The sequence below is a fragment of the Caulobacter sp. ErkDOM-E genome (assembly GCF_048541895.1).
In the GTDB taxonomy this organism is placed as follows: domain Bacteria; phylum Pseudomonadota; class Alphaproteobacteria; order Caulobacterales; family Caulobacteraceae; genus Caulobacter.
The window spans coordinates 2,394,904-2,419,876 of the sequence record NZ_CP183331.1; the positions used below are offsets into that span (position 1 = coordinate 2,394,904).

Sequence of the window (24,973 nt, forward strand, 5' to 3'; positions counted from 1 at the left end):
TCAGAGGCTCAGGCGGGTCGAAACCACGTCCCACACCGACTCGAACACTAGGTCAGGCGTGCCGTTGGCGTCGATCACGGCGCAACGCTCAGGCTCCTTCTGGGCGATCGCCAGAAATCCGGCCCGCAGACGCTCATGAAAATCCAGCCCTTTGGACTCAAATCGCGCCGCGCCGCCGCGTGACGCCGCACGATCGAGGCCAATCGTGGCGGGAATATCAAAGATCAGGGTCAGATCAGGAATGGAGCCTGCCAGGACGTGATCCTCAAGCGCCGCGATCAGGGAAGCCGGGGCATCTCCGCCAGCGCCCTGATAGGCGCGAGTGGAGTCGGCGAAGCGGTCGCATAGCACCATCGCTCCGCGATCCAGGGCCGGGCGGATCACCCGCTCCAGATGATCCCGGCGGGCGGCGTACATGAGAAGCGTTTCTGTCACGGGCGACCAGCGGTCGGCGTCGCCGTTCACCAGTAGCTCGCGGATCGACTCGGCGCCAGGGCTGCCGCCCGGTTCGCGGGTCAGCACAACGTCAAAGCCGGCCGCTGTCAGGCGGTCGGCCAAGCGACGGATCTGGGTCGACTTTCCAGCCCCCTCCCCGCCTTCAAAACTGATGAATGATCCGCGCATCACCCGCCTCAATTCGGCCGGATCGCGTCGATTGTCCAGTGGCCTCGCGACACCCCATCAGGGACGCAGGACGGTGGCCCCGGAATAGCCCAGCGCCGCCACGCGATCCCGCAGAGACCAGGCCTGGAGCTCATCTTCGCCGGCCGAAACGGTGACGCGGTAAAGCGTGCCGCTGGCGCGCTCAAGCGGTTCGATTGTCGCCCGTCCTGCGGTCTTCAGCTGCGCCACGGCGCGCTCGGCGTTCTCGCGGCTGGAGAAGGATCCGGCCTGGACCTTGAAGGCGGCCTGCCGCGCGGGAATGATCTGGGTGGGGATCGGCGGCGGCTCTGCGGGCCAGACCGGCTCAGCATCCTGCCTTGGCGGCTCCCGGCGCGGCGGAGGTGGAGGCGGCGCGGGCGCCTGGGCATACTGGCGCCCACCAAATGACGATTTCGGCGCTGGGCCTACATAGCGCACCCGCACCCGGGCCACACCCTGACGACGATAGCCAAGCTGATCGGCGGCGGCGCGCGACAGGTCGATAACGCGATCACCCACGAACGGGCCGCGATCATTGACACGCAGCACCATCCTGCGGCCGTTATCGAGATTGGTCACCTCGACCAGGCTGGGCAACGGCAAGGTCTTGTGCGCCGCCGAGACGGCATCCATGTCGAAAATCTCGCCGTTGGCCGTGCGGCGGTTGTGGAACTGCTCGCCGTACCAGGAGCCAATACCCTTGACGTCATAGTCAGGGTCGGCCTGGGGATAGTACCAGATCCCCTTGATCTGATAGGGCTTCTCGGTTCCTCTCAAGGGCTTTCCGGATGGCGACACCATGGGTCCGCGCGGCGAAGACGACACGTGCCTGTTGCTGTCGATCCTGGTGTCCAGGCGCGGCTTTGGCGTGGAACAGGCGGCCAGGCTAGCGGCCGCCATAGCCACCAGGCCGGCGCTCCTCAGGACGCGCCAAAGATGCTGATCCACAACCATGCTGACGTCTTTCCGACGCGGGCGAGCCCTTCCGAACTTTCAGCATGCATCAGTTGTTTTGCAGTCTGGTTAAGGCGGGGGCGCGCTGATATAGCCGCCGCTCCGGACAGATGGCCGAGTGGTTTAAGGCAGCGGTCTTGAAAACCGCCGTAGGTGAAAGTCTACCGTGGGTTCGAATCCCACTCTGTCCGCCACACCCTCCCCGCCGCGCTGGACCCGCAGGATCTGGCGCGGCGGAAGTCCAGGATTCCAATGTCTACAGCTCGCACCGCGTTCTACGGCCTGGCCGATCACGATCTGGCGCCTGTCGCCGCAGACGCGATCCAGGTCTCCCCCATGGTGACCGGAGCAACGGATCTGGCTTCGATCCCGGATCAGTCACTGGACGCTTTCGCGATTCGCGCGCCGGCTGGCGTGGTCGAGCGCCGGTTCGTTCTTGCCCATGCGCTACGGACCCTGGCCATCGACGGCCGCCTGACGGCGTTCGGGCCCAAGGATCGCGGCGGGCTGCGACTGAAGAAGGAGCTTGAGGCCTTCGGTTGCGTGGTCGGCGAAAGCTCCAAGAAACACAATCGCATCTGCGTCGCGCTTCGCCCCGCTGACCCCGTCGGGCTTGAAGCCGCCATCGAGGCAGGAGCGCCGCGCCGCGCCTCCGACGACCTGTGGACGCAGCCAGGCGTCTTCAGTTGGGATCGACTGGATCCCGGCACCGATCTGCTCCTGAAAACCTTGCCGCCGCTTTCCGGCGTCGGCGCCGATTTCGGCTGCGGCATCGGCTGGTTGGCCCGCAGCGTTCTGGCCTCGCCGAAGGTCACCAAACTGACGCTGATCGATCTGGATCGCCGCGCCATCGACGCGGCCTGCCGCAATATCGAAGACCCACGTGCGGAGTTCGTCTGGGACGATGTCCGCCAAGCCGCCACATCGTTGGACAAGCTCGACTTCGTCGTCACCAATCCGCCGTTCCATGAAACCGGCGGCGAGGATCGCTCACTGGGGCAGGCCTTCATCAAGACAGCCGCCGCCAACCTGCGCAAAGGCGGCGACCTTTGGCTGGTGGCCAATCGTCACCTGCCCTACGAAGCGATCCTGAACGAGCATTTCGCCAAGGTCCGGCTGGCCGGCGAGACCAACGGCTACAAGGTCTACGAGGCCCGCAAGTGACCAAGGCCCTGATGGCGCGGCTGGACAGGCTGCTGGCCAATCTGGGCTATGGCAGCCGAAAGGACGTCCAAGCGCTGATCTCCAGCGGCAAGGTCGTGCTAGACGGAAAGATTCTGAAGGACGTCGGGACCAAGGTCGCCGTCACCCCTGATCTCCCGGAACGCATGACCATCCGGGGCGCGCCGGTCGATCCGCCCGCGCCACTGGTGCTGCTGATGCACAAGCCACTGGGCGTGGTCTGCTCGCACAAGGAAGACGGGGAGCGCATCTATGACCTGCTTCCCCGTCGCTGGCGCATTCGGGATCCGGGCCTCTCGACCGTGGGACGGCTCGACAAGGACACTTCCGGCCTGATCCTGATCACGGATGATGGCGACTATCTGCATCGGGTGATCTCGCCCAAACGTCATGTGCCCAAGACCTATCTGGCGACGCTCGACCGCCCCTTGAGTGGGCTGGAGGGCGCGCTGTTCGCTGCGGGCGAACTGATGCTGGACGGCGAGGAAAAGCCCCTGCTGCCGGCGGACCTGGTTGTGATCGATCCCCATCATGCTCGCCTGACCATTACAGAGGGTCGCTACCATCAGGTGCGGCGCATGTTTGCGGCTGTCGGCAACCATGTGGTCGAGCTCCACAGGGAGCGGATCGGTGGTCTGGTCCTGCCCGCCGACCTTGAGCCGGGACAGCACCGGATCCTGACTGCCGACGAGGCCGAGCGGGTCTTTGGTGATGAGTAATCCCGTCCTCGTCGACGCCCGGGGACATCGCTGCCCCGTGCCGACCCTGCGCCTGAGGCGGGCCCTGGAAGCTGCGCCGGCGGGCAGTGAGGTGCGACTGATCGCCGATGATCCGCTAGCGCGTATCGACGTTCCACACTTTGCCGCAAGTATCGGCGCGACGGTTGTCGCGATCACCGATGAAGACGCCGGGGCGATCAGCTTTCTGGTGCTGAAGGCGTCTTGAGCGTTACGCCTCGCGGTCCCTCAACAAGGGCGCGGGGACGTTCATCCAGAGCGATCTCCACCTCAGTGGCCAGGGCGCCGCCCAGGAAGATGGCGTTCACGCTCCACGACAGCCAGATCAGGAAAATGATCACCGCCGAGATCGAGCCGTAGGTGGCGCCCAGCTGGGCGACCTTATCGACATAGAAGGCGCTGGCGGAGGACATGAACAGGCAAAGGACCGCCGCGGCGACGCCGCCCGCAGTCGACGCCCGCCAGCCGACAGGCGCGCGCGACATGGCGTAGCGGTAGATCAGCGTCATGCCGATCACGACGCCCAGGCTGGCCCAGGTCCACTCGCTCTGGACCCACGGAACGCCCTCGAGCGGGCGCAGATGAAGCGCGCTTCCGAGCAGCCGGAAGATCAGAAAAATGCCGGACATCACGAACAACAGACCAAAGGCGGCGATCAGCACGAACAGGGCCATAAGGTTGAAGCCGACGAATCCGCGCTGGTCTTCCTCGTCATGAATGAACGAGAGACCGGCCAACAGGGCCTTGAAGCCGCGATGGGCGGCATAGGCGCCGATGACCAGGACGACCGCGCTCTGGGCCGAAACGGCCTGTTCGGGTGCGTGGGCGATGCGGGTGAGTTCGCTCTCGAACATCGCTCGCGCGCCCGACGGCATCAGTTCGGCAAGGTTTTCCGCCTGGGCGGCGGCCTGCTGCTGCGTCAGCAGAAGGCTGTAGAGGCCGATGAGAATCGCCAGGCCGGGAAAGACCGCAAGCAGGGCGAAGAACGATACGCCGCCGACATACAGCATGACATCGCGCCCCCAGATCCGAGCCAGGGCAAGGCCAAGAACGCGCAGGACCTCGCGGGCCCAGTGAATCGGGTCCAGATCCAGATCGCGCCATCGGATGGGTTGGGGGTCTTGCATCGGCCGGAACCTGCCCGCGCTCTTCTCCCGGCGCAACCCCGCGGCCGCAACGACAAAGACGCGCCGCCTCAGGGAAGGCGACGCGTCTCCGCAGGACAAGCCTGAAACCGAACGCCACATCGAGGGACGGATGGCGCAACGCCCGGTACCTGATCAAACTAGGGACCGGCGGCTGAACCGACGCTGAACGACGACAATAGCCTGGCAGACAGCTTTCAGAGTGCGCCGGTGGTCTTCAGGTTTGCGATCGCCTCGGCGGAAAAGCCCCAGTCCGCCAGTGCGGTGTCGTTGTCGCCCCCAACCGAGGGCGGAGGACCCTGTATCTTTCCCGGTGTGGCCGAGAAACGCGGCGCGGGCGCAGGCTGCACCACGCCAGCCACCTCGACGAAGGTTTCTCGAGCCGCGTTGTGAGGGTGCGCAGGCGCTTCCGCCATCGACAGGACCGGCGCGAAACAGACGTCCGTGCCATCCATCAGGTCGCACCATTCATCGCGAGTCTTGGTGCGGATCACGGCGGCGAGCTTGTCTCGCAGCTCCGGCCACTCCTCGCGGCTCATCTGGTGCTGGAACTGCGGATCGGTGATGCCGGTCTTTTCCAGCAGCAGCAGATAGAACTGTGGCTCGATCGATCCGATCGAGATCCAGCCACCGTCGCGGCATTGATAGGTGTCATAGAAGTGCGCGCCGCCGTCGAGCAGATTGGACCGGCGTCCCTCACTCCACATGCCGCCCGCCTTGAAACCGTAGAACATGGCCATCAGCGAGGCTGCGCCATCACTCATGGCGCAGTCGATCGTCTGGCCCTGCCCCGTCGCCCGGGCATGGATCACGCCGGCCAGCAGGCCAAACGCCAGATAGAGCGCGCCGCCGCCGAAGTCGCCGACCAGGTTCAGGGGCGGGACCGGCTTTTCCGTCGTGCCAATGGCGTCCAGCGCCCCGGTGATGGCGATGTAGTTCATGTCGTGGCCGGCAGCCTTGGCGTAAGGACCAAACTGCCCCCATCCGGTCATGCGGCCGTAGACGAGCTTGGGATTGCGCGCCAGCGCCACATCCGGGCCAAGGCCCAGGCGCTCCATGACGCCCGGCCGGAAGCCCTCGATCAGGCCATCAGCGCTTTCAAGCAGTTTTAGACACGTCTCGATGGAGGCGGGATTTTTCAGGTCCAGCGCCACAGACCGGCGACCGCGCGCGGTGACATCGGCCGGCGATCCCCCTCGTCCCTGCCCCTTCCTGTCGATCCGGATCACGTCAGCGCCAAGGTCGGACAGCAGCATGCCGCAGAACGGACCGGGACCGATGCCCGCGAACTCCACGATCTTCAGTCCTGAAAGTGGCCCCTGGCCCATGGTGGTCTCCTCATCGACTCTTCGGCGCAGCCGTTGGATCGACTAGAAAGGTCCTGACGTTCGGTCATGCAAGCGGCTGTTGGCGCCAGGGCTCGGAGATCACGTGCGGGGCGACATCGCGCATGGCGATTGTCCAAAAGCAATTTGACCACACCGGCGCGACGTTGCGTCCCTATCACCCGTGAGCGCCTCTGCTATGTTGCGGCGTCGAATCCCGACGGTCGAGTGCGGCCGGCGTTAGTTGGATTTCGGGCGGAGGTAGAGTGTGGCGGTTGACGCCCGAATCCTGATCGTGGCGCGCGACGACCTGCGCGCCGGCCCCCTGGCTGAGGGGCTGGACCGGCTTGGCTGGCGGACCATCACCGCGCGTGGGCCCTATGCCGCCCTCGCAGCGCTTGGCGACCTGCCGATCGAGGCCGTGATCGTCGACCTCGCCAGCGCGGGTCCCGACACCCAGTCGCTCGCCCGTCGCCTCAAGGCCGCTGTCGCGCCGCGCCGCCTTCCCGTAATCGCCATCGGCGAACTCGACGGCGGGCAGCAGAGCCAGGCCTTCGACCTGACGCTTTCGCCGCCGCTGCATCCGTCCCAGGCGGCCCTGCGTCTGGAGTCTCTGGTTCGTACAGCCATCGCCGAGGAGGAGTTCGAGCTGCGGCTCGAAACCTTCGGCGAGCGCGGTCGCCGGATGGACCTGCCCGAACCCCAGCCCTCGCCGTTCCGCATCCTGGCGGTCGGTGAGCCAGCCCCGCAGTTCCTGGCGCTTTCCAACGCCCTCAAGCGCAGCGGCGCGGAAGTCGTGGGCGCTTTCACGGCCTATACTGCGTTCGACTACCTGCACGAGCGCGCCTTCGATTCCGTCGTGCTGTGGGCCGGCGACAACCAGCAGGAAGCCCTGTCGATCGCGGCCGGCATGCGTCGCAACACGCGCCTCTTCCACATTCCGGCCATGCTGTATCTGAAGGCCGAAAGCTATGTGACCATGTCGGAGGCCTTCCACCGGGGCGTTTCCGACGTCGCTTCGCCAGAGACGCCGGAGGTCGAAACCGCGCGCCGGGTGATGGAACTGGCCAGAAACTACCGGCGTGGCGAGTCGATCCGTGGGGCGCTGGAAAAGGCCCGCAGTTCGGGTCTGATGGACGCCGCCACCGGCCTTTTCACGCGCGATCTGTTCGCCGCCCACCTGGCGCGCCTGACGGCCGCTGCGCGGGAGCGCTCCCGTCCGTTGTCCATCTGCGTCCTACGGGTCGCCGACAAGCCTGAGACCGTCTGGGCGCGTCAGAATGGCTGGCTGGACCGCGCCATACCCCAGATCGGCTCGATGGTCGGCCGCCTTGTCCGCGTCGAGGACACCGCCGCCCGCCTGGCGCCGGAGGTCTTCGCCCTGGCCCTGCCCGCCACCAACCAGGACGCCGCGCGCGCTGCGGCCGAGCGGATCGCTGCGGTCATCGGCTGCACCGCCTTTGACGCCGGCGAGGACCGGCCGCCGTTCGTCTGCGAATTCGACATCGGCGTCTCCCAGATCGAAGCCGGCGAAGGGCCGGTCAAGGCGCTGGAGCGGGCCGCCGCCCGGGCCCTGCAGCGCGAAGCCAGCTGAGACCCGCGATGAACCAGCCGATGATCGTGGACGTTGTCGCCGACGTTGTCTGTCCGTGGTGCTATCTGGGCTGGCGGCGCGTGAAGGCTGCGATGGCTCTGCGGCCCGATATCGAGGCCAAGCTGATCTGGCGGCCCTATCAGCTGGACCCTACGCTTCCCGAGGAAGGCGTCGACCGCAAGGCCTATATGGCCAGCAAGTTCAAGGATCCGGAACGCCTGAAGGTCGTGCACGAGGCCCTGGTCTCTGGCGGCGCCGATGACAGAATTACCTTCAATTTCGCCGTCATCGACAGATCCCCCAATACCAACGCCGCCCATCGGTTGATCCGCTGGGCCCTGACCGCCGGCGTCCAGGACGCGGTGGTCGAGGCCCTGTTCGCCGCCTACTTCACGGAAGGCCGCGATATCGGCGACCCCATGGTGCTGGCCGATATCGCTGAAGCTGCCGGCATGGAGCGGCTGGTCGTGCTGCAACTGCTGTCCGAGGGCGCCGACCGGGAGTCGGTGACCCGCGAGCATTCCATGGCGGTGCAGGGCGGCGTCACCGGCGTGCCCTATGTGATCTTCGGCGGCAAGGTCGCGGTCGTCGGGGCGGAATCGCCGGAACGGATCGCCGAAGCCATTGATCAGGCGGTGCGCGCCTAGGGCAGCCTGCCCTCTTCGGCCAGCATCTTGGCCGCGATGTCAAACCCCGCCCAGGCGGCCCCGGCCAGAGCGGCGCCCACGCTCACCCGGCGCACGCCAACGTCGGCCAGAGGCTGAACGGCCTGGCCCGGCCAAGCCATCAAGACGTTGACCGGTTTGGGTGCGACGGCCTTGACGATCTCGGCGACCGAAGCGACGTCGATCACTCCGGGAGCGTACAGGCAGTCGGCGCCGGCCTCAGCATAGGCGACAAGACGCTCGACAGTCGCCGCCAAGTCCTTGCGCCCGATCAGGAATCCCTCAGTTCGCCCCACCAGGATCACATCCTCACCACTGGCGTCGATCGCCGCCCGCGCCGCCCTGATCCGCTCTATCGCGAGCGTCGGCTCGTAGAGGTCACGCCCGATACGATCCTCGATGGACAGGCCGGCGATCCCCGTGGCGATGGCCAGCCGCACGCTTTCGGCCACCCCTTCGGGTTCATCCGCGAAACCAGCTTCGAAGTCGGCATTCACCGGCAGATCCGTCGCGCCGCAGAGCATGCCCAGACGGGCCAGCACCTGATCCCGCGTCAGCCCGCCATCGTCCTGCCCCAAGGCCCAGGCCGCCCCGGCGCTGGTGGACGCCAGAGCCTTGAAGCCAAGCCTTTCGAGACGCCTGGCGCTTCCGGCGTCCCATGGATTGGGCAGGATGAAACAGCCGTCCTCATGCAAGGTGCGAAAGGCGGCGCGGCGTGCGGCTAGTTGGGGCGACGACATCAAATCCTCCGGGAACCCGTCAGAGATAGTGCCTCATGGTGACAGTGAGTGGCAGTAGCGCTCAATGCGACCCTGACCATGGCCGCCGCCCTCGCAGCGGCTGCGCCCATACAATCCACCACGCATTGTCGCGCCGATAGAGCTCGGCTGCGCCGCCGACGGCGAAGTCTTTTGCCGTAAGGACGATGCGATCGGCGCACCCCGTCGGCATTGCGCCCGAAAAGTCGCCGCGCAGGACAACGATTTCAGCGCCTGAGCAGAGATCTCCGAGCGCCTGCGCCGAGATCTCCTTGCGGCTCCACGACAGGGCGACGGCGACCGGCGCGTCGCTCTGGGGCCGGCAGGCATAGGCCGAACACGTAAACCCACGCGTCTCGCCAATCGCCAGACCCCGTCGACGCGCCCACAGTTCAGCGCCGAAGCGGCGGTTGTCGGGTCGGAGGAGAACGGCCTCCTTGCCTTGCCGAACAGCGGCCGTGGCGCCGTCGGCGGCGATCCAGACATCAGGCGCCGGAGGGCGAGGCCAAAGGGCGACAGCCAGCGCCAGGGGTGCGCCGAGCCAGCGTAGTCGTCCGCTCCAGAGACAAAGAATCATCAAACCCAGGAACGCGACAACCAGGGTGAACGGCGGCGCGCTGGCGACCACGGCCTGGCCGCCGATCGACTCGAATTTTCGGGCTACATCGACCATCGCCTCAACGCCCCAGCCGGCGATCAACAGGAAGGGCGCGCCCCAGCCGACACTTTCCAGCGCCGTGCCCAGGGCCAGGAACGGCATGATCACGAAGGACGACAGCGGCGCGACGATCAGATTGGCCGGCAAACCCCAGATGGCCACACGGTTGAAATGCTGCATGGCGAAGGGACCTGTCGCCAGTCCGGCGACAAAGCTCGCGCCAATGCTGACGGCCAGCCAGGCGCCGACTGCCTGGATCGCCCGGATCGGCCAGGGCACCGAAATCTCGCGCATCGGTCTTGGCCAGGCTTCGGCCAGAGCGATCAGGGCCGTGGTGGCTGCGAACGACATCTGAAAACCAGGCGCAGCGGCCGCTTCGGGCTGCAGCGCCAGGATGATCAGCGCCGCCAGGGCCAGGCCGTGCAGGGTTACGGCCTGGCGGTCGAAAAGAATGGCGGCGAAGGCCACGCTGGCCGTGATCGCCGCGCGCTCGGCCGGCGGCGGCGCGCCGGAGATGACCAGATAGATCGCTACGGCCGTCAGGCCCGCCACAGCAGCGATCTTCTTGCCCGGAGCGCGCAGAGCCAGCCAGGGCCAGGCCGCGATTCCCAGCCGGGTCAGACCGAACACGAAGCCGCCGACGATGGCCATGTGCAGGCCCGATATCGAAAGAATGTGGGCCAACCCCGAGGCGCGCATCGCCTCGGTCTGTTCGGGCGTGATCCAGGTCTCGTGGCCGGTGACCATGGCCGCGCCGATCCCGCCACTCTCAGGTCCCATGTGCGCGACGATCCGCTCGGCCAGGCGCCAGCGGAAGACGTTGACAGCCATGGTGACCCGTAGTCGCCAGGGCGGCGGATCCAGATGCGTCTCTCTGATATCGCCGAGCGAGAAACCGACCGCCCCAACGGCGTTGAACCAGGCGTCGCGAGCGAAGTCATAGGAACCCGGCGCAGCCGGAGGCGGCGGGGGGCCGAGAATGGCGCGCAGTCGCACAGCGTCCCCCGGCTTGGGCAAGTCCACAGCGTCGACCGTCACCCGGACCCGGTTTGGCGTCTCAGCTGGCGTGAGGCCTCCAATGGCGACCGGAGCGATCAGCAATCGAGGTCCGCCCGCGCCTGGACTGACGACATCGACCACGAAGCCCTCCAGGCGACGCGGCGCGCGCTCGCCGTCGATGACCGGCGCGGCGACCCTGTCACTGCGAATCTTCGCCGCCAGTCCCCCCGCCATCGCAAAGGCAAACAAGGCCAACAGGACGATCAAGGTCCGGATCGAGGATCGGTAGAGCCACCACAGTATGACGCTGATCAGACTCAGAAAGGCCAATAGCGGGAGCGAGGGCTCGAAAGGCGCTTGAAGATAGGCCGCCGCGCCCAAGCCGAACCAGACCGGACTCCACAGGAACCAGCGATCCAGATTGGCGCTCATCTCATCGCGCAGGACGCGGAACATCGTCGGCGGACTAGGCCATGCGCGAAGCGCCGTGCTAAGACGCTCCGCCCAAGCCGCGCCTCGGCGCGCGTTCCCGGCCGTCTCGGCGGCGTCTTGCCTTTCAGCATTGAGTTCGATGTCGAACCCCTCCTCCACCGACCGCGCCGTGGTCACGCGCTTCGCCCCCTCGCCCACCGGCTTCCTGCACATCGGCGGCGCACGCACAGCGCTGTTCAACTGGTTATATGCACGCCATACGGGTGGAAAGTTCCTTCTTCGCGTTGAAGACACCGATCGCGAGCGTTCGACCGAACCCGCCGTGGCCGCGATCTTCGAGGGCCTGGACTGGCTGGGCCTGAAATCCGACGAAGAGCCGGTGTTCCAGCACACCCGCGCGCCGCGCCACGCCGAGGTGGTTCAGCAGCTTCTGGAGCGCGGCCGCGCCTATCGCTGCTGGATGACGGTCCAGGAACTGGCAGTCGCCCGCGAGAAGGCCCGCGCTGAAGGCCACGCCATCCGCTCGCCCTGGCGCGACGCGCCGCCGCCGGCCGATCCGTCGGCGCCGCACGTCATCCGCTTCAAGGGCCCCGCCGACGGCGAGACCCTGGTCGACGATCTGGTCAAGGGTCCGGTGACGTTCAAGAACACCGATCTCGACGACCTCGTCCTGCTGCGGGCCGACGGCGCGCCGACCTATAATCTCGCCGTGGTGGTCGACGACCACGACATGGGCGTCACCCACGTGATCCGGGGCGACGACCACCTCAACAACGCCGCCCGCCAGACCCTGATCTATCAGGCGATGGACTGGGACCTGCCGGCCTTCGCCCACATCCCGCTGATTCACGGTCCGGACGGCGCCAAGCTGTCCAAGCGCCACGGCGCCCAGGCCGTCGGCGAGTTCGCGGACATGGGCTACATCCCCGAGGGCCTGCGCAACTATCTGGCCCGGCTTGGCTGGGGCCACGGCGACGACGAGGTGTTCAGCGACGCCCAGGCGATCGAATGGTTCGACGTCAAGGACGTGGTCAAGGCGCCGGCGCGCCTGGACTGGGCCAAGCTCAATCACATCAACAGCCAGCACCTGCGCGTCGCCGATGACAGCCGTCTGGCCGACCTTGTCCTGAAGGCGCTGATCGCCCAGGGCGCCCGCTTGCCAACAGACGCGGCCGCTCGCCTGCTGGCGGTCGTTCCCCAGGTCAAGGAAGGCGCCAAGACCATCCTGGAGCTGGCGGAACACTGCGCATTCGCGCTGAAAATGCGCCCGTTCGCGCTTGAGGAAAAAACCGCCAAGCAACTGAACGAAGAAACAGTCGAGCGCCTGCGCCGCCTGCGCGATCGCCTGGCCCAGAACCCGGAATGGGACGTGGAAGAGCTGGGAACGCTATTGAAATCCTTCGCGGAATCCGAAGGTGTCGGCTTTGGCAAATTCGGCCCGTCGCTGCGCGGCATTCTAACGGGCGGGTCACAAGCGCCCGACCTGAACAAGATCATGACCGCCATCGGTCGCGAGGAGACTCTCGGCCGTCTTGACGACGCGCTAGCTGTGCGCGCATGAGGCGCTATAACGCACTCGCGAAATGAAACTTGGACTGCTCGTTCCATCGATGAAGGGGTTTCCCGCATGACCGATAAAGCCACACTGACGATCGGCGACAAGAGCTACGATCTGCCGATCCTCAAGGGCAGCACCGGTCCGGACGTCGTCGATGTCCGGAAGTTCTACGGCGACAGCGACCACTTCACGTTCGATCCGGGCTTCACCTCGACCGCGTCCTGCGAGAGCAAGATCACCTATATCGACGGCGACGCCGGCATTTTGCTGCACCGCGGCTATCCGATCGACCAACTGGCCGAGAAGTCCTCGTTCCTGGAAGTCTGCCACCTGCTGCTGAACGGCGAGCTGCCCACGGCCGAAGAGGCCACCAAGTTCGAGCACAACATCACCTATCACACGATGTTGCACGCCCAGTTCGACAGCTTCTTCCAGGGCTTCCGCCGCGACGCTCACCCGATGGCGATCATGACCGGCGCCGTCGGCGCCCTGTCGGCCTTCTATGCCGACAGCCTGAACGTCGATGATCCCAAGCAACGCGAGATCAGCGCCCATCGCCTGATCGCCAAGATGCCGACCATCGCCGCGCGCGCCTTCCAGTACAGCGTCGGCCGTCCGTTCGTGACGCCGCGCAACGAACTGTCCTATTCGGAAAACTTCCTGCGCATGTGCTTCTCGGTGCCGGCCGAGGACTGGGTTCCCAACCCCGTCCTGACGCGCGCCATGGACCGCATCTTCATCCTGCACGCCGACCACGAGCAGAACGCCTCGACCTCGACCGTCCGTCTGGCCGGTTCGTCGGGCGCTCACCCGTTCGCCTGTATCGCCGCCGGCATCGCCTGCCTGTGGGGCCCGTCGCATGGCGGCGCCAACCAGGAAGCCCTCGAGATGCTCGAGGAAATCGGCACGGTCGAGAACATCCCCGCCTATGTGCAGGGCGTGAAGGACAAGAAGTACAAGCTGATGGGCTTTGGCCACCGCGTGTACAAGAACTTCGACCCGCGCGCCAAGGTCATGCAGAAGACCTGCTACGAGGTCCTGGAACAGCTGGGCATCAACGATCCCCTGCTGCAGGTGGCCATGGAGCTGGAAAAGGTCGCCCTCAGCGACCCCTACTTCATCGAGCGCAAGCTCTACCCGAACATCGACTTCTATTCGGGCATCACCCTGCGCGCGATGGGCTTCCCGACCAACATGTTCACCGTGCTGTTCGCCTTGGCCCGCACCGTTGGCTGGATCAGCCAGTGGAAGGAAATGTTCGAGGATCCCGCGCGCAAGATCGGCCGTCCGCGTCAGCTCTACACCGGCGCGACGCAGCGCGATTACACGCCGCTCGAAAAGCGCGGCTAAGCCGTCGATTCAGACTGATCCGGCCAGACCGATCCGGAGAGGCCCCGTCGCAAGGCGGGGCCTTTTCCTTGCCCGTTACGGCTTGAGCAGGAAGCTGAGGATCTCGGCGACCGCGCGATAGAGCGCTTCGGGGATCTCCTCATCGATCTCGATGGTCGACAGGGCCTGGGCCAGAGCCGGGTTGTCTTCGATGGGGACGCCATGCTCGCGCGCCGTCTCGACAATCTTCTCGCCAAGCCAACCCTGACCTGAAGCGACGACCCTGGGCGTATCGGCGCCCTCGTAAAGCAAGGCGACAGCAATCTTGCCGGGACCGCGCGCGCCGCCGACAGGCCCGGTCATGACGCCCGATCCACGAAGCGGCCTGGCGCGGTCACAGCGACCGTCGGGGCGCCCGCATGGAAGGCGACCTCTGGCGACAGCTCGGCCTCGCGAAGCGCGGCGCTCAAAGCCGCCTCCCCCGCCTGAAGCCGGGCCACGGCTTCCGGTCGTTCGGCCCACAGACCAACCCGCGCGCAGGCGCCCGTAAGGGCGATCTGGACATGGACCGGCCCCAGCGGCTCCACATCCAGCGAGAAACGGGCGCGCCAGGTTTTTTCGATCTCGCGCCCGGAGTCGGATCCGCCGCCTCCGCCATCCCGGCTGATTTCGAACTGCGCCACCGCGAAGCCTTGAGCGGTCTGGAACGGCAGGTCGAACACCCAGCGAGACGTCTTGATCTCTGTGGTCCGCTCCGCCTCACCGCGCGACTCCGGCAGCGAAGCGATCTGCGACAGCTCCTGGCGCGCGATGGCGCCATCGACGCTCTTCAACAGACGCCGCGCCAGTTCGGCCGGCGGCAGATCTCCGGGAAGATCCGAACGGACGGCCGCCTGGGCGGCTGTGGGACCACCCGCGTAGGGCGGCGGCGGCGGCCCAGAAGGTGGGCGCGATGACACCGCGAGCCCGGAGTGGCGGGCGGCTGCCTCTGCCTCGTTGTTCTCCACTGGCAGAGGCGGGGCGACGACTTCGTCCTCGATCAGTCCCACCATCAGGAATGGACGCGACGGCGGCGCCGGAGCCGGAGCAACGCGAGGCTGCGTGGCCGGAGGCGTCGCTTCGGGGGCGTTCTGGTCGAGCCTTGGCGTCGCTTCGTTCCTCGCAATCGTAGCAAGGGGATCTGAAACCGGAGGCAGAGCCGGCGCGGCATTCAATCCTGGTGGGGCGCGATACGGTTGCGCGATGGGGGCGGAAACCGGACCCTGAACCGAGGCGACCGAGCCGCTTGGCGTATAGGTCGCGCCGACATTGGGGCCAGACCGCTGCGCTGCGGTGGGTTCGCCGGAAGAGGAAGGGACCCGCGACCCGCCGGGCTCGGCCCCGGGCGTCTTGGCCAGCCACGTCGAAACCACGGCGCGAAACACCAGCAGCGCCGCTTTCATGTCCCCGGTGGCGGCGGGAACCGATGACTGTGCGACCAGCGCGGCCCGCGCCAGCCGGGCCTCCATGAAGACGCCAGAATCCTCGAAGGCATTGCGAACCAGCGTGGATGTCATGGGTTGCTGGGTGAGAATGGCGCCTTCAAGCAAGGCCTTGGCCGCATGCCGCACCGTTTCGGGCGTTTCCGGTCTAATGACCGTCGCCTCGATGTCCGCCATCATCGGCGCCAAGCCGGATTGGACCGGCGCCGCCCGAGCCGCAGCCGATCGCACAGCCGCGGCCATCCGGTCGCTGGCGGAGGGCTCCGCCGAAGGCGGGGATGGCGCGATCAGGTGTCCGCCACCCGGTGCGTCGACACTTGCGTCGGAGACGGGGGGCGTGGCCGCGCCAGACGCCCCCTGAGGCTCCGCATGCGCTGCGCCTACGATCTGGCCAAGGGTCGATGTGCTGTTGGCCACGGCGGCGCGCGCAAGCGCGGACAAGGCCGCCGCCACCTCTGGCGAGCTCCCCGTGGCGCGAGCGGGCGTGATGGGAACTGCGGGCGCTGCCGGATCGATCGCCAAAACTGGTCTCCAGTCTTACGGGTCACGAAAGGCAGAATAGTCCGAGTCCGTCTCGACACCCAGTCGTTCCAGACGGTCAACGGCGAGGCCCGCAGCGCTGCCGGGCCGCGTCAGGTCGCTGGCCGCGCCTTGGCGAGGAAAGCCAGCAAGGCCTCGGCTGCGGCCTCCGACGGGTCAGGCATTCCCCGCCCCATTCGCTCAAGCGCGGCGCTCTGCTCGGCGATCTGCCGCGCGCGCTGATCGGCGTTGTCCAGTCGAACAGCGATGGCCTTTTCGAGCGCCTCGCCCTGCAGGGCTTTCTGCAGATATTCCGGGGCCACAGCCTTGCCAGCCGCGATATTGAACAGGGTCACCCAGCGCGGCTTGAACAGCAGCTTCAGCAGGCCATAGGTCACGGCGCCGGTGCGATAGCCCACGACCATCGGACAACCGGCCAGCGCAAGCTCGGTCGTCACTGTGCCGCTGCAGGCCAGAGCGACGGTTCCAGCGACCATGGCGTCATCCTTCAGCGCCTCGTCCTCGATCACATGCGCTCGGAACGGCCATCCGGCCACGCGCGCCTTCACGGCGGCCGTGACGGTGGAGGCGGCCGGGACGACCACGGCAAGATTCGGGCGATCGGCTTTCAGCCTGCGCACGGCGTCTTCAAAGACCGGCATCACGCGCTCGATCTCTGACGGGCGACTGCCGGGCAAGACCAGCAGGATCTCCTGGTCAGCCGCAGCGCCTATGGCAGCGCGCAGCCGGGCCGGATCGGCCTGGCTAAAATCCTTGGCCAGGGCGGAATTGCCGACGAACACGCTCTCCAGACCGGCCCTGTCGAAGAACGGCTTATCCATCGGCTGGATCGACAGCAGCAGGTCAACGGCCTTGGCCAAAGCCCTCGCCCGGCCGGGCTGATAGGCCCAGACCTGGGGCGCAACATATTTCACCAGAGGCAGCGCGGGGCTCCGTCGACGCAGGGCCTGAGCGAGCCGGATATTGAAGCCCCAGGAGTCGATCAGGACGGCCACATCGGGCTTTTCCCGCTCCGCGAGCGCCAGAGTGTCTTTCAGTCGCGCCATGGCCCTGGGATAGGCTCTGAGGCTCTCGACGATGCCTATGATAGACAGCTGGGCGATGTCGAAGGGGCTCTGGATGCCCTCGGCGGCCATCTTGGCGCCGCCGACGCCGACGAAATTCACCGCGTCATCGCCCAGGCGTCGCTTCAGGGCCTTGGCCAGGCCAGCGCCGAGAGCGTCTCCTGAGGCCTCGGCGGCCACCAGCATGACGGTCAGCGGGCGGGTCATCCCAGACTCCCGGGCTCGACCCCCAGCACGAACAGGCCCAGATCATCGGCGCAGGCAATCACCGCAGCGCGGTCGAGCACCAGCAGGTTGCCCGCCTCGCCGACAATGCCGGCCAGACCGGCCCGCGCGGCGCGCTGCAGGGTGGCGACGCCGATGGTCGGCAGATCGACGCGGGTCTCCTGGATCGGCTTGGGAGCCTTGGCCAACACGCCGCGACGGCGCTCCGCGGTGCCGCGAATGGCTTGGGGAAGATCGGCCACACGGCGCAGCATGGAGTCTGTGCCCTCCTGGGCCTCCACCGCCAGCACAAGGCCCTCGCAGACCACGGCGCCCTGCCCTACGTCCAGCTTGCCGATCTCGCGGGCCACCAGCAGGGCGCGCTCGATGTCGTGCTGATCCTGAGGGCGAGGCGCATGGGCGCCCAGAACGCCTACCGGCAAGGTCATCTCGCCCCGTACCTCGTGGGCGCCCTCGATGGCGAAGCCTTCGGTTTCAAACTCATCCAGCACCCGGCGCAGCAGGGCGTCATCGCCCCGCCGAGCAGCCTGAATCAGGCCCGGAATGACCTTCACGCCGCGCAGGTCCGGCATCAGGGCCGACCAATCCGGGCGATTGACCGTGCCCGCGAAACACACAACCTCGCAGCCTTGGGCCTTCAACGCCTTGAACACCTTGCCGAATTCGCCAAGCCCGACCTCCATGCCGGGATAGCGGCTCAGAGCGGCGTCAGCAAAGCTTCTCAGCCGCATCACCGCGAATGGACGCCCTGCGGCCTCGCAGTGGGCCGCCAGTTCGACGGGCAGCGCGCCCCCGCCGGCGATCAGGCCAAGCTTGCGCATGAGGAAAGCCTAGACCTCACGCTCGGGCAGGCAAAGCGGACGGTTGCTGTCGCAGCGGATGAAGTCGACGATCTCCATCACCTCGACATTGCCCGCGTGGATCTCGGCGACGTCGTCCAGGCGCTCCTGGAAGGTCCCCTCGTCGGCGAACAACAGGCGGTAGGCGGCGCGCAGGGCGTTGATCGTCTCACGCGAGAAGCCGCGACGCTTCAAGCCCACCAGGTTCAGGCCCTCGAGATGGGCGTGGTTGCCCCACACCGAGCCGTAGGGGATCACGTCCTTGGTCACCGCGGCCAGGCCGCCGATGAAGCTGTAGCGGCCGATGCGGCTGAACTGGTGAGCCGCCGCCAGGCCGCCCATAAATACGAAATCACCGATCGCGACGTGACCGCCCAGGGTCGCGCCCTTGGCCATGACCACGTGGTCGCCGACCATACAGTCGTGGGCGATGTGCGAGCCGACCATGTAGAGACCATCGGAGCCCACTGTCGTCACGCCTTTGCCCGACGCGGTGCCGGTGTGCATGGTGACGTGTTCGCGGATGATGTTGCGTGGGCCGATCAGCAGCTGGGTCTTCTCGCCCTTGTGCCCCAGGTGCTGGGGCGGGCCGCCGAGGTTGGCGAACGGATGCACGACGCACCCCTCGCCGAGGGTCGTGACGCCTTCGATCACGACGTGAGACATCAGACGCACCCCGGTCGCCAGGGTCACGTCCGGTCCGACGATGCTGAACGGGCCGATTTCGACATCGGCCGCCAGCTTCGCGCCGGGATCGACGATGGCCGTTGGATGAATCTGGCTCATTTGGTCGGCGTCTCCACCACCATGGCCGCAAATTCGGCTTCGGCGGCGACCTTGTCGTTCACCTTGGCCACGCCCTTGAACTTGAAGATGGTCGAGCGCGACCGCGTTACTTCGACCTCCATGCGGATCACCTCGCCCGGGCGCACGGGATTGCGGAAGCGGGCGTTGTCGACCGACATGAAGAAGATGGTCTTGCCCTCAGTGTCGACTTCCAGCGACTTGCTCATCAGAACCGCGCCCGTTTGAGCCATGGCCTCGATGATCAGGACGCCGGGCATCACTGGATTGCCCGGGAAGTGACCCTGGAAGAAGGGCTCGTTCACCGTCACGCACTTGATGCCGACGATCGACTGATGCGGGCGATAGTCCTCGGCCCGGTCCACCAGCAGGAAGGGATAGCGATGCGGGATCCTGGCCAGGATCTCGGCGATGTCGATATTGGTTTGCGCCGGTTCGGCGACGTCTTGGCCCATACTTAGCCCCTTGTTCCCCGGCCGCCCGCCATGCGCGACAGCCATGCGGTTTCTCGGAGCCACCGCTTGAGCGGCCGCGCCGGAAACCCTGTCCATGTTTCGCCCGCAGGCACGTCCTTGAACACCGACGCCGATGCGCCGATGCTGGCTCCTGAGCCGATGGTCAAATGATCCGCAACGCCGGCCTTGCCGCCGAACGCGACGCCGTCGCCGACAACGGTGCTGCCGGAGAGCCCTGTATAGGCCGCCAGCACGCAATTGCGACCCAGACGGACGTTGTGCGCGACGTGCACCAGATTGTCGATCTTGGTGTTTTCGCCAATCGTCGTATCGGTAAAGGCGCCCCGATCAATGCAACTGTTGGCGCCGACGGTGACGCCATCCTGGATCACCACTCGACCGAGTTGAGGCAGATCGACAACGCCGCGCGGTCCGCCGGCGGCGCCGAAACCCGCCTCGCCGATCACCGCGCCGGCATGGATGCTGACCCGGTCGCCGATGATCGCAAAACCGATCACCGCATTGCCCCCGATCAGGCAGTCGCGTCCGATGGTGACGCCTGGGCCGATCACCGCGCCTGGCGATAGATGTGTGCCTCGCCCGATCCTCGCGCCCTGACCGACCGTCACGCCGGGTGACAGCCTGACGCCGTCTTCCAACTCGCAATCGGGATGGATGGAAGCCGACAGTGGTTCGTGGCGACGGGGCGCATGCAGCCGCGTGGCGGCGGCCGCCCAGGCGGCCTGCGGATGTGCCGTCAACAGCGCAGCGCAACCCGGCGCGAGCATATCGCTGTGCTCGGGACGAACGAAACAGGCCCCGGCCTGGGTGGTGGCGGCCGCGTCACGACGTTTGGGGTCGGAAAAGAAACTGACGGCTCGCCCATCAGCGGCGTCAAGCGGCGCGACATGGGCGATGGAGCGCGACCCAAGACTGACGTCCCCCAGTTCGGCCCCGCCAAGACGCGCCAGTTCCTGGAGTGACGCCGGACCCATGTCATCGAAAAATCGTGGGTCCGGCATCTCGTCCTCTCGGCGATGGGCCCGGCGCAGGGCGCGGGCCGACTCGCTTACTTCTTGGTCGGCGACAGAGCTTGAGCGCCGGCGACCGGTTGGTCCAGACGTTCGCGGTCGAAGGTCAGGGTCTTGATGCGGGCGTCAAGGGCGACCACCACAGCGTCAGTGATGTCCATGGCCGGATTGGCCAGCAGCACCGACTCGCGGTCCATCAGGATGCCGCAGGTGCGTTGCTGATAGACCTGCTTGATGGCGGGATCGAGCTCTTGATAGACGCGCGACAGCGCCTTCTGTTCGGTGGCTTCGACTTCCTTCTGGCGCAGTTGGCCCTTGCGCTGCCAGGCGTTGGCCTTGACCTGCAGGCCAGCGGCTTGCTGCTCGAGCGCGCCTTGATCCATCGTGGCCTTCTTGGCGTCCAGCGCCTTGGCTTCGTTGTCCAGCGTGGTGCGTTCGCCGGTCAGTTCGGCGTTCACCTGCGCAATGATGGTCTTCAGACGAGCATCGACGGCCTTGCCGACCGCCGAGGAGCCGACGGCGCGCTGGCTCGAGAAGATGCAGACGCCAGCAATCGGCGCGCCGTGCGAGATCGCCGGAGCGGCAGCAGGAGCCGTCTGGGCCAGGGCGCTGGTCGACATGGCGATGGCGACGACGCCCGAAGCGGCCGCGGACAGGAACTTGGAAGTCATGATCATTGGAACCTTGTGGAGGTGGAGAACCGGAACGTTTCGGTCCGGTCGTAGTCTTCCTTGGAAAGGATCTTGCTGAAGTCGAACCGGATGGGGCCCATAGGCGACTTCCAGTCGATGCTGATACCCGCAGAGGCGCGAAGGCCCAGGTTGTCGCGGATATTCGGATCGAACACGCCCGTTGAAGACTGGCGATCGACGTCATCGAGCAAGCCAGCCGTACCGAAGTCGCTGAACACCGCAGCCTTGATGCCGTATTGCTCGGGCAGAAGCGTCGGAACGGTCAACTCGAGCGTGCCGATCGCGTAGAGCTTCGCGCCCATCGAGTTGCTCTGGGTCGAGATGTCGCGCGGGCCAATACCGGCAGTCTCGAAGCCGCGGAAGTTGGTGCCGCCCTTGTAGAAACGGTCGTTGATGCGGACGTTGTCGCCGCCCCAGCCTTCGATATAGCCGGCCGAACCCGTGGCGCTGAAGATGAAGTCCTTGTTGAAGCCCCAGTACCAGCCCCCGTCGGTTTCGGTCTTCAGGTACTTCACGTCGCCGCCGAAGCCCGCCAGATCTTGGTTCAGGTCGGCGAACCAGCCGCGCGTGGGCTGAATCGGATCATTCCGCTTGTCGATCCGCAGGCCGTAGCCGACGAGCGAGGTCATGTAGGCGCCGCGCTGCAGGCAGAGGATTTGCGACACCGAGCCGCTGTTGCACAGGCCGTCAGAGACGCTCACCTCGTCGCGACGCAGCGTGTAGCGCATGCTCATCGAAGCGTTCTGGGTCAGCGGGAAGCCGATGCGAACATTGCCCCCCACCGAACGGGTGTCATAGGCGGCGTAGTCGCTGAGGTCGTAGCGGAACGAATAGACATCAACGCCGGCCACCAGGCTGCGGTTCAGGAAGCGCGGCTCAGTGAAGGCAAAATCGATCTGCTGCCGCAGTGAGCCGACGGAAATCCGCCCGCGCATGTTCTGGCCGCGACCGCGGAAGTTCCGCTCAGTAATGCCAACATCCAGCACCAGCTTGTCGACCGAGCTGTAGCCCGCGCTAAACGAGAGCTCGCCGGTGGGCTGTTCCTCGACCTTGACGCGCAGGGCCGTGCGGTCAGGCGCGCTGCCGGGCACTTCCTCGATCTCGACTTCCTTAAAGAAGCCCAGGCGACGGATGTTGTTCTTGGAGCGGTCGACCAGCACGCGATTATAGGCGTCGCCTTCGGCCACTTCGAGTTCGCGACGCAACACGTAGTCAAGGGTGCGGGTGTTGCCGACGATGTCGATACGATCGACGTAGACGCGCGGGCCTTCGCGAACCTGGAAGACCACGTCGACCGTGTTGGTTTCGCGATTGGGCACATAACGGGGACGCACGTCCACGAAGGCGAAGCCGGCCGCGCCGGCCGCGAAGGTCAGGGCGTCGGTCGCCTGCTCGATGCGCTCGTCTTCGTAGAGCTGACCGGTGCGGACCGGCAGGATCTGGGCCAGCAGTGTCCCATCAAGCTTCTTGAGTTCGGTCTCGACCGTGATCTTGCCGAACTTGTACTTCGGACCCTCGTCCAAGGTGTAGGTGACTGCAAAACCGTTCTTGTCCGGAGCCAGTTCAGCCATAGACGATACAACGCGGAAGTCGAAATAGCCACGATTGCGATAGTGCTTGCGCAGTTGTTCGCGGTCGTACTCGATCCGGTCGGGGTCGTAGTTGTCGTTGCTGGTCAGGAACTTGTACCAGTGCGACTCCTTGGTCACGATCACGTCGCGCAGATCGTTGTCCGAATACTCGGAATTGCCCAGGAAGTTGATGCCCAGCACGCCGCTCTTGGGACCTTCGTTGATCTCGAACACCAGATCGACGCGCTTTTGCGGCAGTTCCACAACCTTTGGGGTGACGGTCGCCGAAATGCGGCCCGACCGGCGATAGAGTTCGATGATGCGCTGCACATCGGCCTGAACCTTGGCGCGAGTAAAGATGCCGCGCGGACGGATCTGGACCTCGTCCTTCAGCTTGTCTTCCTTCAGGGACGAATTCCCTTCGAAGACCACCTGATTGATGATCGGGTTCTCGACGACCTTCACGATCAGATCGCCCGACAACATCTCGATCTTCACGTCGGCGAAGAGATCGGTCCGCGCCAGGGTCTTCAGCGCCAGGTCGAGACGGGCGGCGTCCACGGTGTCGCCCGGCTGGATCGGCAGATAGGACATCACCGTGCCCTGCTCGATCCGTTCGTTGCCCTGCACGACGATCCGTTGCACCACACTAGTCTGCGCCGCCTGGGCGAAAGCCGCAGCGGGCGCGACCAACGCGGTCGAACCGAAGAGAAGCGCCACACCGGTGGCGAACGCGGCGCTATGGGCGCGAATTTTGTTCATGGGACCAATCATGGACGGAAGGCGACCGCTCAAGAGAACAGCCCGCCAAAAAATTTGAAGACGCTTAGGCGCTGCAGATCATTCCAGGTCGCGAACAACATGAAACTCAGCAGCAGCGCAAGACCAACCCTGTAGCCTGCCGCCTGAAGACGCGCGCCGAGCGGTCGTCTGGCGATGGCCTCATAGGCATAGAACAGCAGATGCCCCCCGTCCAAAACGGGAATTGGCAACAGATTCATGAAGCCGACGCTGACGGAGAGGATTGCCGACAGCCAGATCAGGGCTACCGCAGAACCCAGCAGCATCGATGGGAAGTCGGTCGCGCCGGCGGCGCCGGCCTGAGCCAGTTGACCCGAGGTCTTGGCGATACCGATGGGACCGCTGATCTGTTCGGCCGAGACCTCCAGACGAATAACCCGGCCCAGATAGTAGACTGTGGTTTCCAGGACATCCCAGGTGCGGGCGACGCCGCCTGCGAGCGCCTCGATGGGGTTATAACGCACGCGCTGGATATCGCTGCTGGGCAGGCCGCCAGCGACCCCGAGCAGCATCCGGGCCTTCGGCTTGCCGTCCGCATCAGGCCGGGTCAGCATCGTAGGCGTTGCGACGATAGTGATCGTCTCGCCGCCCCGGTAGACTTGGAAGGCAATGGGATTGCCACCGCGCTTGGCCACATGGCGGGTAAGATCTTCAAAGCTTCCGATCGCGGCGCCATCGGCGCGCTGGATGAAATCGCCGCGTCGCAGACCAGCCTTCTCGGCAGGCGAGCCCGGCTCGACGCTGGCGATCAGCGGCGGCGCGCCAAAGCCCAGCATGCCGGCCTTCTGACTGCCGCCAAAGCCATCCGAAACGTCCACGAGCGCCGGCGTCGCCACCAGTTCGATCGTCTTGTCGTCGCGTTCTATCTTGAAGCGGATCGGAACATCGCTGCGAAGCAGCGCATAACTGTCCAGTTCGCCGAAGTTGTTCACCTTGCGGCCATCGGCCGAGATGATCACGTCGCCCTGCAGGAAGCCTGCAGCCGCAGCGGGACTGCCGGCGTTCACGCCCGTGATCACGGGGCGGCGCACGGTCTCGCCGAACACGCCCAGCAGCACAGCAAACAGCGTGATCGCCAAGACAAAATTGGCCGCAGGGCCCGCCGCGACGATGAAAGCCCGCTGCCACAAAGGCTTGAAATGCAGATAGCGGTTGACTGCCTCGCTGCCTTCGCGACGTTCGATCGCGGTGCGCAGGCTGGCCAGATCCTGCTGGTCAGGAACACTCGCGGCGTTCTCATCGCCAGCGAACCGGACATAGCCGCCCAGGGGCAGCCAGCCGATCTGCCATTGGACGCCATCGCGATCACGCCACGAGAAGATGGCGCGGCCAAAGCCGATCGAGAATCGGTCGATCTCTACGTTGCACGCCTTGGCCGCCCAGAAGTGTCCAAGCTCGTGAACGGTCACGACCACCAGGATCACCAGCGGGAAGGCGATTATGTAGGCGGCCGCCGATTGCATGAAGCCGAGCATGTCGGGTTTCTTCTCGT

General features: G+C 65.9%; 23 protein-coding genes and 1 tRNA gene. 8 read left to right on the forward strand and 16 right to left on the reverse strand.

Annotation, left to right across the window (positions count from 1 at the left end; translation table 11 throughout):
• Positions 1-627, reverse strand: a complete 627-nt coding sequence (gene tmk, locus ACN2C7_RS11680; RefSeq protein ID WP_419317161.1) for a dTMP kinase — start codon at positions 625-627, stop codon at positions 1-3.
• A gap of 54 nt (positions 628-681) precedes the next feature.
• Complete coding sequence (locus ACN2C7_RS11685; RefSeq protein WP_419317162.1) at positions 682-1,419, reverse strand: septal ring lytic transglycosylase RlpA family protein; 738 nt, start codon at positions 1,417-1,419, stop codon at positions 682-684.
• 281 nt (positions 1,420-1,700) lie between these two features.
• On the opposite strand from ACN2C7_RS11685, the gene ACN2C7_RS11690 reads away from it, so the two are divergent.
• The 4 genes from ACN2C7_RS11690 to ACN2C7_RS11705 all read left to right on the forward strand — a co-directional run bounded on the left by ACN2C7_RS11690 (position 1,701) and on the right by ACN2C7_RS11705 (position 3,723).
• Positions 1,701-1,790: transfer RNA gene (locus ACN2C7_RS11690), tRNA-Ser, on the forward strand.
• A gap of 58 nt (positions 1,791-1,848) precedes the next feature.
• The gene (locus ACN2C7_RS11695; RefSeq protein ID WP_419317163.1) at positions 1,849-2,760 is read left to right on the forward strand and encodes a class I SAM-dependent methyltransferase; all 912 of its coding nucleotides are present in this window, start codon (positions 1,849-1,851) and stop codon (positions 2,758-2,760) included.
• The gene (locus tag ACN2C7_RS11700) at positions 2,757-3,497 is read left to right on the forward strand and encodes a pseudouridine synthase (RefSeq protein WP_419317164.1); all 741 of its coding nucleotides are present in this window, start codon (positions 2,757-2,759) and stop codon (positions 3,495-3,497) included. The genes ACN2C7_RS11695 and ACN2C7_RS11700 overlap by 4 nt, the downstream gene beginning before the upstream one ends.
• The gene (locus ACN2C7_RS11705) at positions 3,490-3,723 is read left to right on the forward strand and encodes a sulfurtransferase TusA family protein (protein WP_419317165.1); all 234 of its coding nucleotides are present in this window, start codon (positions 3,490-3,492) and stop codon (positions 3,721-3,723) included. The genes ACN2C7_RS11700 and ACN2C7_RS11705 overlap by 8 nt, the downstream gene beginning before the upstream one ends.
• Here ACN2C7_RS11705 and ACN2C7_RS11710 read toward each other — a convergent pair.
• The gene (locus ACN2C7_RS11710) at positions 3,695-4,642 is read right to left on the reverse strand and encodes a YihY/virulence factor BrkB family protein (protein WP_419317166.1); all 948 of its coding nucleotides are present in this window, start codon (positions 4,640-4,642) and stop codon (positions 3,695-3,697) included. The genes ACN2C7_RS11705 and ACN2C7_RS11710 overlap by 29 nt on opposite strands.
• Before the next feature lie 215 nt (positions 4,643-4,857).
• Positions 4,858-5,988, reverse strand: a complete 1,131-nt coding sequence (locus ACN2C7_RS11715; protein WP_419317167.1) for a CaiB/BaiF CoA transferase family protein — start codon at positions 5,986-5,988, stop codon at positions 4,858-4,860.
• 265 nt (positions 5,989-6,253) lie between these two features.
• On the opposite strand from ACN2C7_RS11715, the gene ACN2C7_RS11720 reads away from it, so the two are divergent.
• Together ACN2C7_RS11720 and ACN2C7_RS11725 are read left to right on the forward strand one after the other, a co-directional pair.
• Entirely contained in the window at positions 6,254-7,579 is a 1,326-nt protein-coding gene (locus ACN2C7_RS11720) for a diguanylate cyclase domain-containing protein (RefSeq protein WP_419317168.1), read from the forward strand.
• An 8-nt stretch (positions 7,580-7,587) separates the two neighbouring features.
• Positions 7,588-8,226 (forward strand): DsbA family oxidoreductase, encoded by a 639-nt coding sequence (locus ACN2C7_RS11725; protein WP_419317169.1) that lies wholly within the window; start codon positions 7,588-7,590, stop codon positions 8,224-8,226.
• On the opposite strand, the gene ACN2C7_RS11730 is transcribed toward ACN2C7_RS11725, so the two are convergent.
• Positions 8,223-8,984, reverse strand: coding sequence for an isocitrate lyase/PEP mutase family protein (locus ACN2C7_RS11730; RefSeq protein WP_419317170.1), 762 nt, complete (start codon positions 8,982-8,984; stop codon positions 8,223-8,225). The genes ACN2C7_RS11725 and ACN2C7_RS11730 overlap by 4 nt on opposite strands.
• Positions 8,985-9,045: 61 nt before the next feature.
• A complete protein-coding gene (locus ACN2C7_RS11735) occupies positions 9,046-11,115 on the reverse strand; it encodes a ComEC/Rec2 family competence protein (RefSeq protein ID WP_419317171.1) in 2,070 nt (689 codons plus the stop codon).
• Between the two features lie 115 nt (positions 11,116-11,230).
• Here ACN2C7_RS11735 and gltX point away from each other — a divergent pair, with 115 nt between their 5' ends.
• Entirely contained in the window at positions 11,231-12,652 is a 1,422-nt protein-coding gene (gene gltX, locus ACN2C7_RS11740; protein WP_419317172.1) for a glutamate--tRNA ligase, read from the forward strand.
• A gap of 66 nt (positions 12,653-12,718) precedes the next feature.
• Positions 12,719-13,999 (forward strand): citrate synthase, encoded by a 1,281-nt coding sequence (gene gltA, locus ACN2C7_RS11745; protein ID WP_419317173.1) that lies wholly within the window; start codon positions 12,719-12,721, stop codon positions 13,997-13,999.
• A gap of 75 nt (positions 14,000-14,074) precedes the next feature.
• On the opposite strand, the gene ACN2C7_RS11750 is transcribed toward gltA, so the two are convergent.
• From ACN2C7_RS11750 to rseP, 10 genes are all read right to left on the reverse strand, one after another.
• Positions 14,075-14,341 (reverse strand): EscU/YscU/HrcU family type III secretion system export apparatus switch protein, encoded by a 267-nt coding sequence (locus ACN2C7_RS11750; RefSeq protein ID WP_419317174.1) that lies wholly within the window; start codon positions 14,339-14,341, stop codon positions 14,075-14,077.
• Positions 14,338-15,981 carry a flagellar hook-length control protein FliK gene (locus tag ACN2C7_RS11755; protein WP_419317175.1) on the reverse strand — a complete coding sequence of 548 codons (1,644 nt, stop codon included), beginning with the start codon at positions 15,979-15,981 and terminating at the stop codon, positions 14,338-14,340. Before ACN2C7_RS11755 ends, ACN2C7_RS11750 begins: the two co-directional genes overlap by 4 nt.
• 110 nt (positions 15,982-16,091) lie before the next feature.
• A complete protein-coding gene (lpxB, locus tag ACN2C7_RS11760; RefSeq protein ID WP_419317176.1) occupies positions 16,092-17,270 on the reverse strand; it encodes a lipid-A-disaccharide synthase in 1,179 nt (392 codons plus the stop codon).
• Entirely contained in the window at positions 17,267-18,109 is an 843-nt protein-coding gene (gene lpxI, locus ACN2C7_RS11765) for a UDP-2,3-diacylglucosamine diphosphatase (RefSeq protein WP_419317177.1), read from the reverse strand. The genes lpxB and lpxI overlap by 4 nt, the downstream gene beginning before the upstream one ends.
• 9 nt (positions 18,110-18,118) lie before the next feature.
• On the reverse strand, positions 18,119-18,913 hold the full coding sequence (lpxA, locus tag ACN2C7_RS11770; protein ID WP_419317178.1) for an acyl-ACP--UDP-N-acetylglucosamine O-acyltransferase: 795 nt from the start codon (positions 18,911-18,913) through the stop codon (positions 18,119-18,121).
• On the reverse strand, positions 18,910-19,386 hold the full coding sequence (fabZ, locus tag ACN2C7_RS11775) for a 3-hydroxyacyl-ACP dehydratase FabZ (RefSeq protein WP_419317179.1): 477 nt from the start codon (positions 19,384-19,386) through the stop codon (positions 18,910-18,912). Before fabZ ends, lpxA begins: the two co-directional genes overlap by 4 nt.
• 2 nt (positions 19,387-19,388) lie before the next feature.
• Positions 19,389-20,408: a UDP-3-O-(3-hydroxymyristoyl)glucosamine N-acyltransferase gene (gene lpxD / locus ACN2C7_RS11780; protein ID WP_419317180.1), complete on the reverse strand. Its 1,020-nt coding sequence runs from the start codon at positions 20,406-20,408 to the stop codon at positions 19,389-19,391.
• A gap of 47 nt (positions 20,409-20,455) precedes the next feature.
• Positions 20,456-21,088: an OmpH family outer membrane protein gene (locus ACN2C7_RS11785; RefSeq protein WP_419321458.1), complete on the reverse strand. Its 633-nt coding sequence runs from the start codon at positions 21,086-21,088 to the stop codon at positions 20,456-20,458.
• Positions 21,089-21,090: 2 nt separating this feature from the next.
• The gene (bamA, locus tag ACN2C7_RS11790; RefSeq protein ID WP_419317181.1) at positions 21,091-23,454 is read right to left on the reverse strand and encodes an outer membrane protein assembly factor BamA; all 2,364 of its coding nucleotides are present in this window, start codon (positions 23,452-23,454) and stop codon (positions 21,091-21,093) included.
• A 17-nt stretch (positions 23,455-23,471) separates the two neighbouring features.
• The gene (gene rseP, locus ACN2C7_RS11795; protein WP_419317182.1) at positions 23,472-24,956 is read right to left on the reverse strand and encodes an RIP metalloprotease RseP; all 1,485 of its coding nucleotides are present in this window, start codon (positions 24,954-24,956) and stop codon (positions 23,472-23,474) included.
• Positions 24,957-24,973: the final 17 nt, after the last annotated feature.

What these genes read in the sequence shown, in the direction of transcription:
- ACN2C7_RS11705 (WP_419317165.1), top strand. Translation starts at nt 3,490, where the DNA reads ATGAGTAATCCCGTCCTCGTCGACGCCCGGGGACATCGCTGCCCCGTG.
- ACN2C7_RS11695 (WP_419317163.1), top strand. Translation starts at nt 1,849, where the DNA reads ATGTCTACAGCTCGCACCGCGTTCTACGGCCTGGCCGATCACGATCTG.
- ACN2C7_RS11725 (WP_419317169.1), top strand. Translation starts at nt 7,588, where the DNA reads ATGAACCAGCCGATGATCGTGGACGTTGTCGCCGACGTTGTCTGTCCG.
- gltX (WP_419317172.1), top strand. Translation starts at nt 11,231, where the DNA reads ATGTCGAACCCCTCCTCCACCGACCGCGCCGTGGTCACGCGCTTCGCC.
- rseP (WP_419317182.1), bottom strand. Translation starts at nt 24,956, where the DNA reads ATGCTCGGCTTCATGCAATCGGCGGCCGCCTACATAATCGCCTTCCCG.
- ACN2C7_RS11715 (WP_419317167.1), bottom strand. Translation starts at nt 5,988, where the DNA reads ATGGGCCAGGGGCCACTTTCAGGACTGAAGATCGTGGAGTTCGCGGGC.
- ACN2C7_RS11735 (WP_419317171.1), bottom strand. Translation starts at nt 11,115, where the DNA reads ATGTTCCGCGTCCTGCGCGATGAGATGAGCGCCAATCTGGATCGCTGG.
- lpxD (WP_419317180.1), bottom strand. Translation starts at nt 20,408, where the DNA reads ATGCCGGACCCACGATTTTTCGATGACATGGGTCCGGCGTCACTCCAG.
- ACN2C7_RS11750 (WP_419317174.1), bottom strand. Translation starts at nt 14,341, where the DNA reads ATGACCGGGCCTGTCGGCGGCGCGCGCGGTCCCGGCAAGATTGCTGTC.
- fabZ (WP_419317179.1), bottom strand. Translation starts at nt 19,386, where the DNA reads ATGGGCCAAGACGTCGCCGAACCGGCGCAAACCAATATCGACATCGCC.
- ACN2C7_RS11785 (WP_419321458.1), bottom strand. Translation starts at nt 21,088, where the DNA reads ATGACTTCCAAGTTCCTGTCCGCGGCCGCTTCGGGCGTCGTCGCCATC.
- lpxB (WP_419317176.1), bottom strand. Translation starts at nt 17,270, where the DNA reads ATGACCCGCCCGCTGACCGTCATGCTGGTGGCCGCCGAGGCCTCAGGA.
- lpxA (WP_419317178.1), bottom strand. Translation starts at nt 18,913, where the DNA reads ATGAGCCAGATTCATCCAACGGCCATCGTCGATCCCGGCGCGAAGCTG.
- gltA (WP_419317173.1), top strand. Translation starts at nt 12,719, where the DNA reads ATGACCGATAAAGCCACACTGACGATCGGCGACAAGAGCTACGATCTG.
- bamA (WP_419317181.1), bottom strand. Translation starts at nt 23,454, where the DNA reads ATGATTGGTCCCATGAACAAAATTCGCGCCCATAGCGCCGCGTTCGCC.
- ACN2C7_RS11710 (WP_419317166.1), bottom strand. Translation starts at nt 4,642, where the DNA reads ATGCAAGACCCCCAACCCATCCGATGGCGCGATCTGGATCTGGACCCG.
- lpxI (WP_419317177.1), bottom strand. Translation starts at nt 18,109, where the DNA reads ATGCGCAAGCTTGGCCTGATCGCCGGCGGGGGCGCGCTGCCCGTCGAA.
- ACN2C7_RS11730 (WP_419317170.1), bottom strand. Translation starts at nt 8,984, where the DNA reads ATGTCGTCGCCCCAACTAGCCGCACGCCGCGCCGCCTTTCGCACCTTG.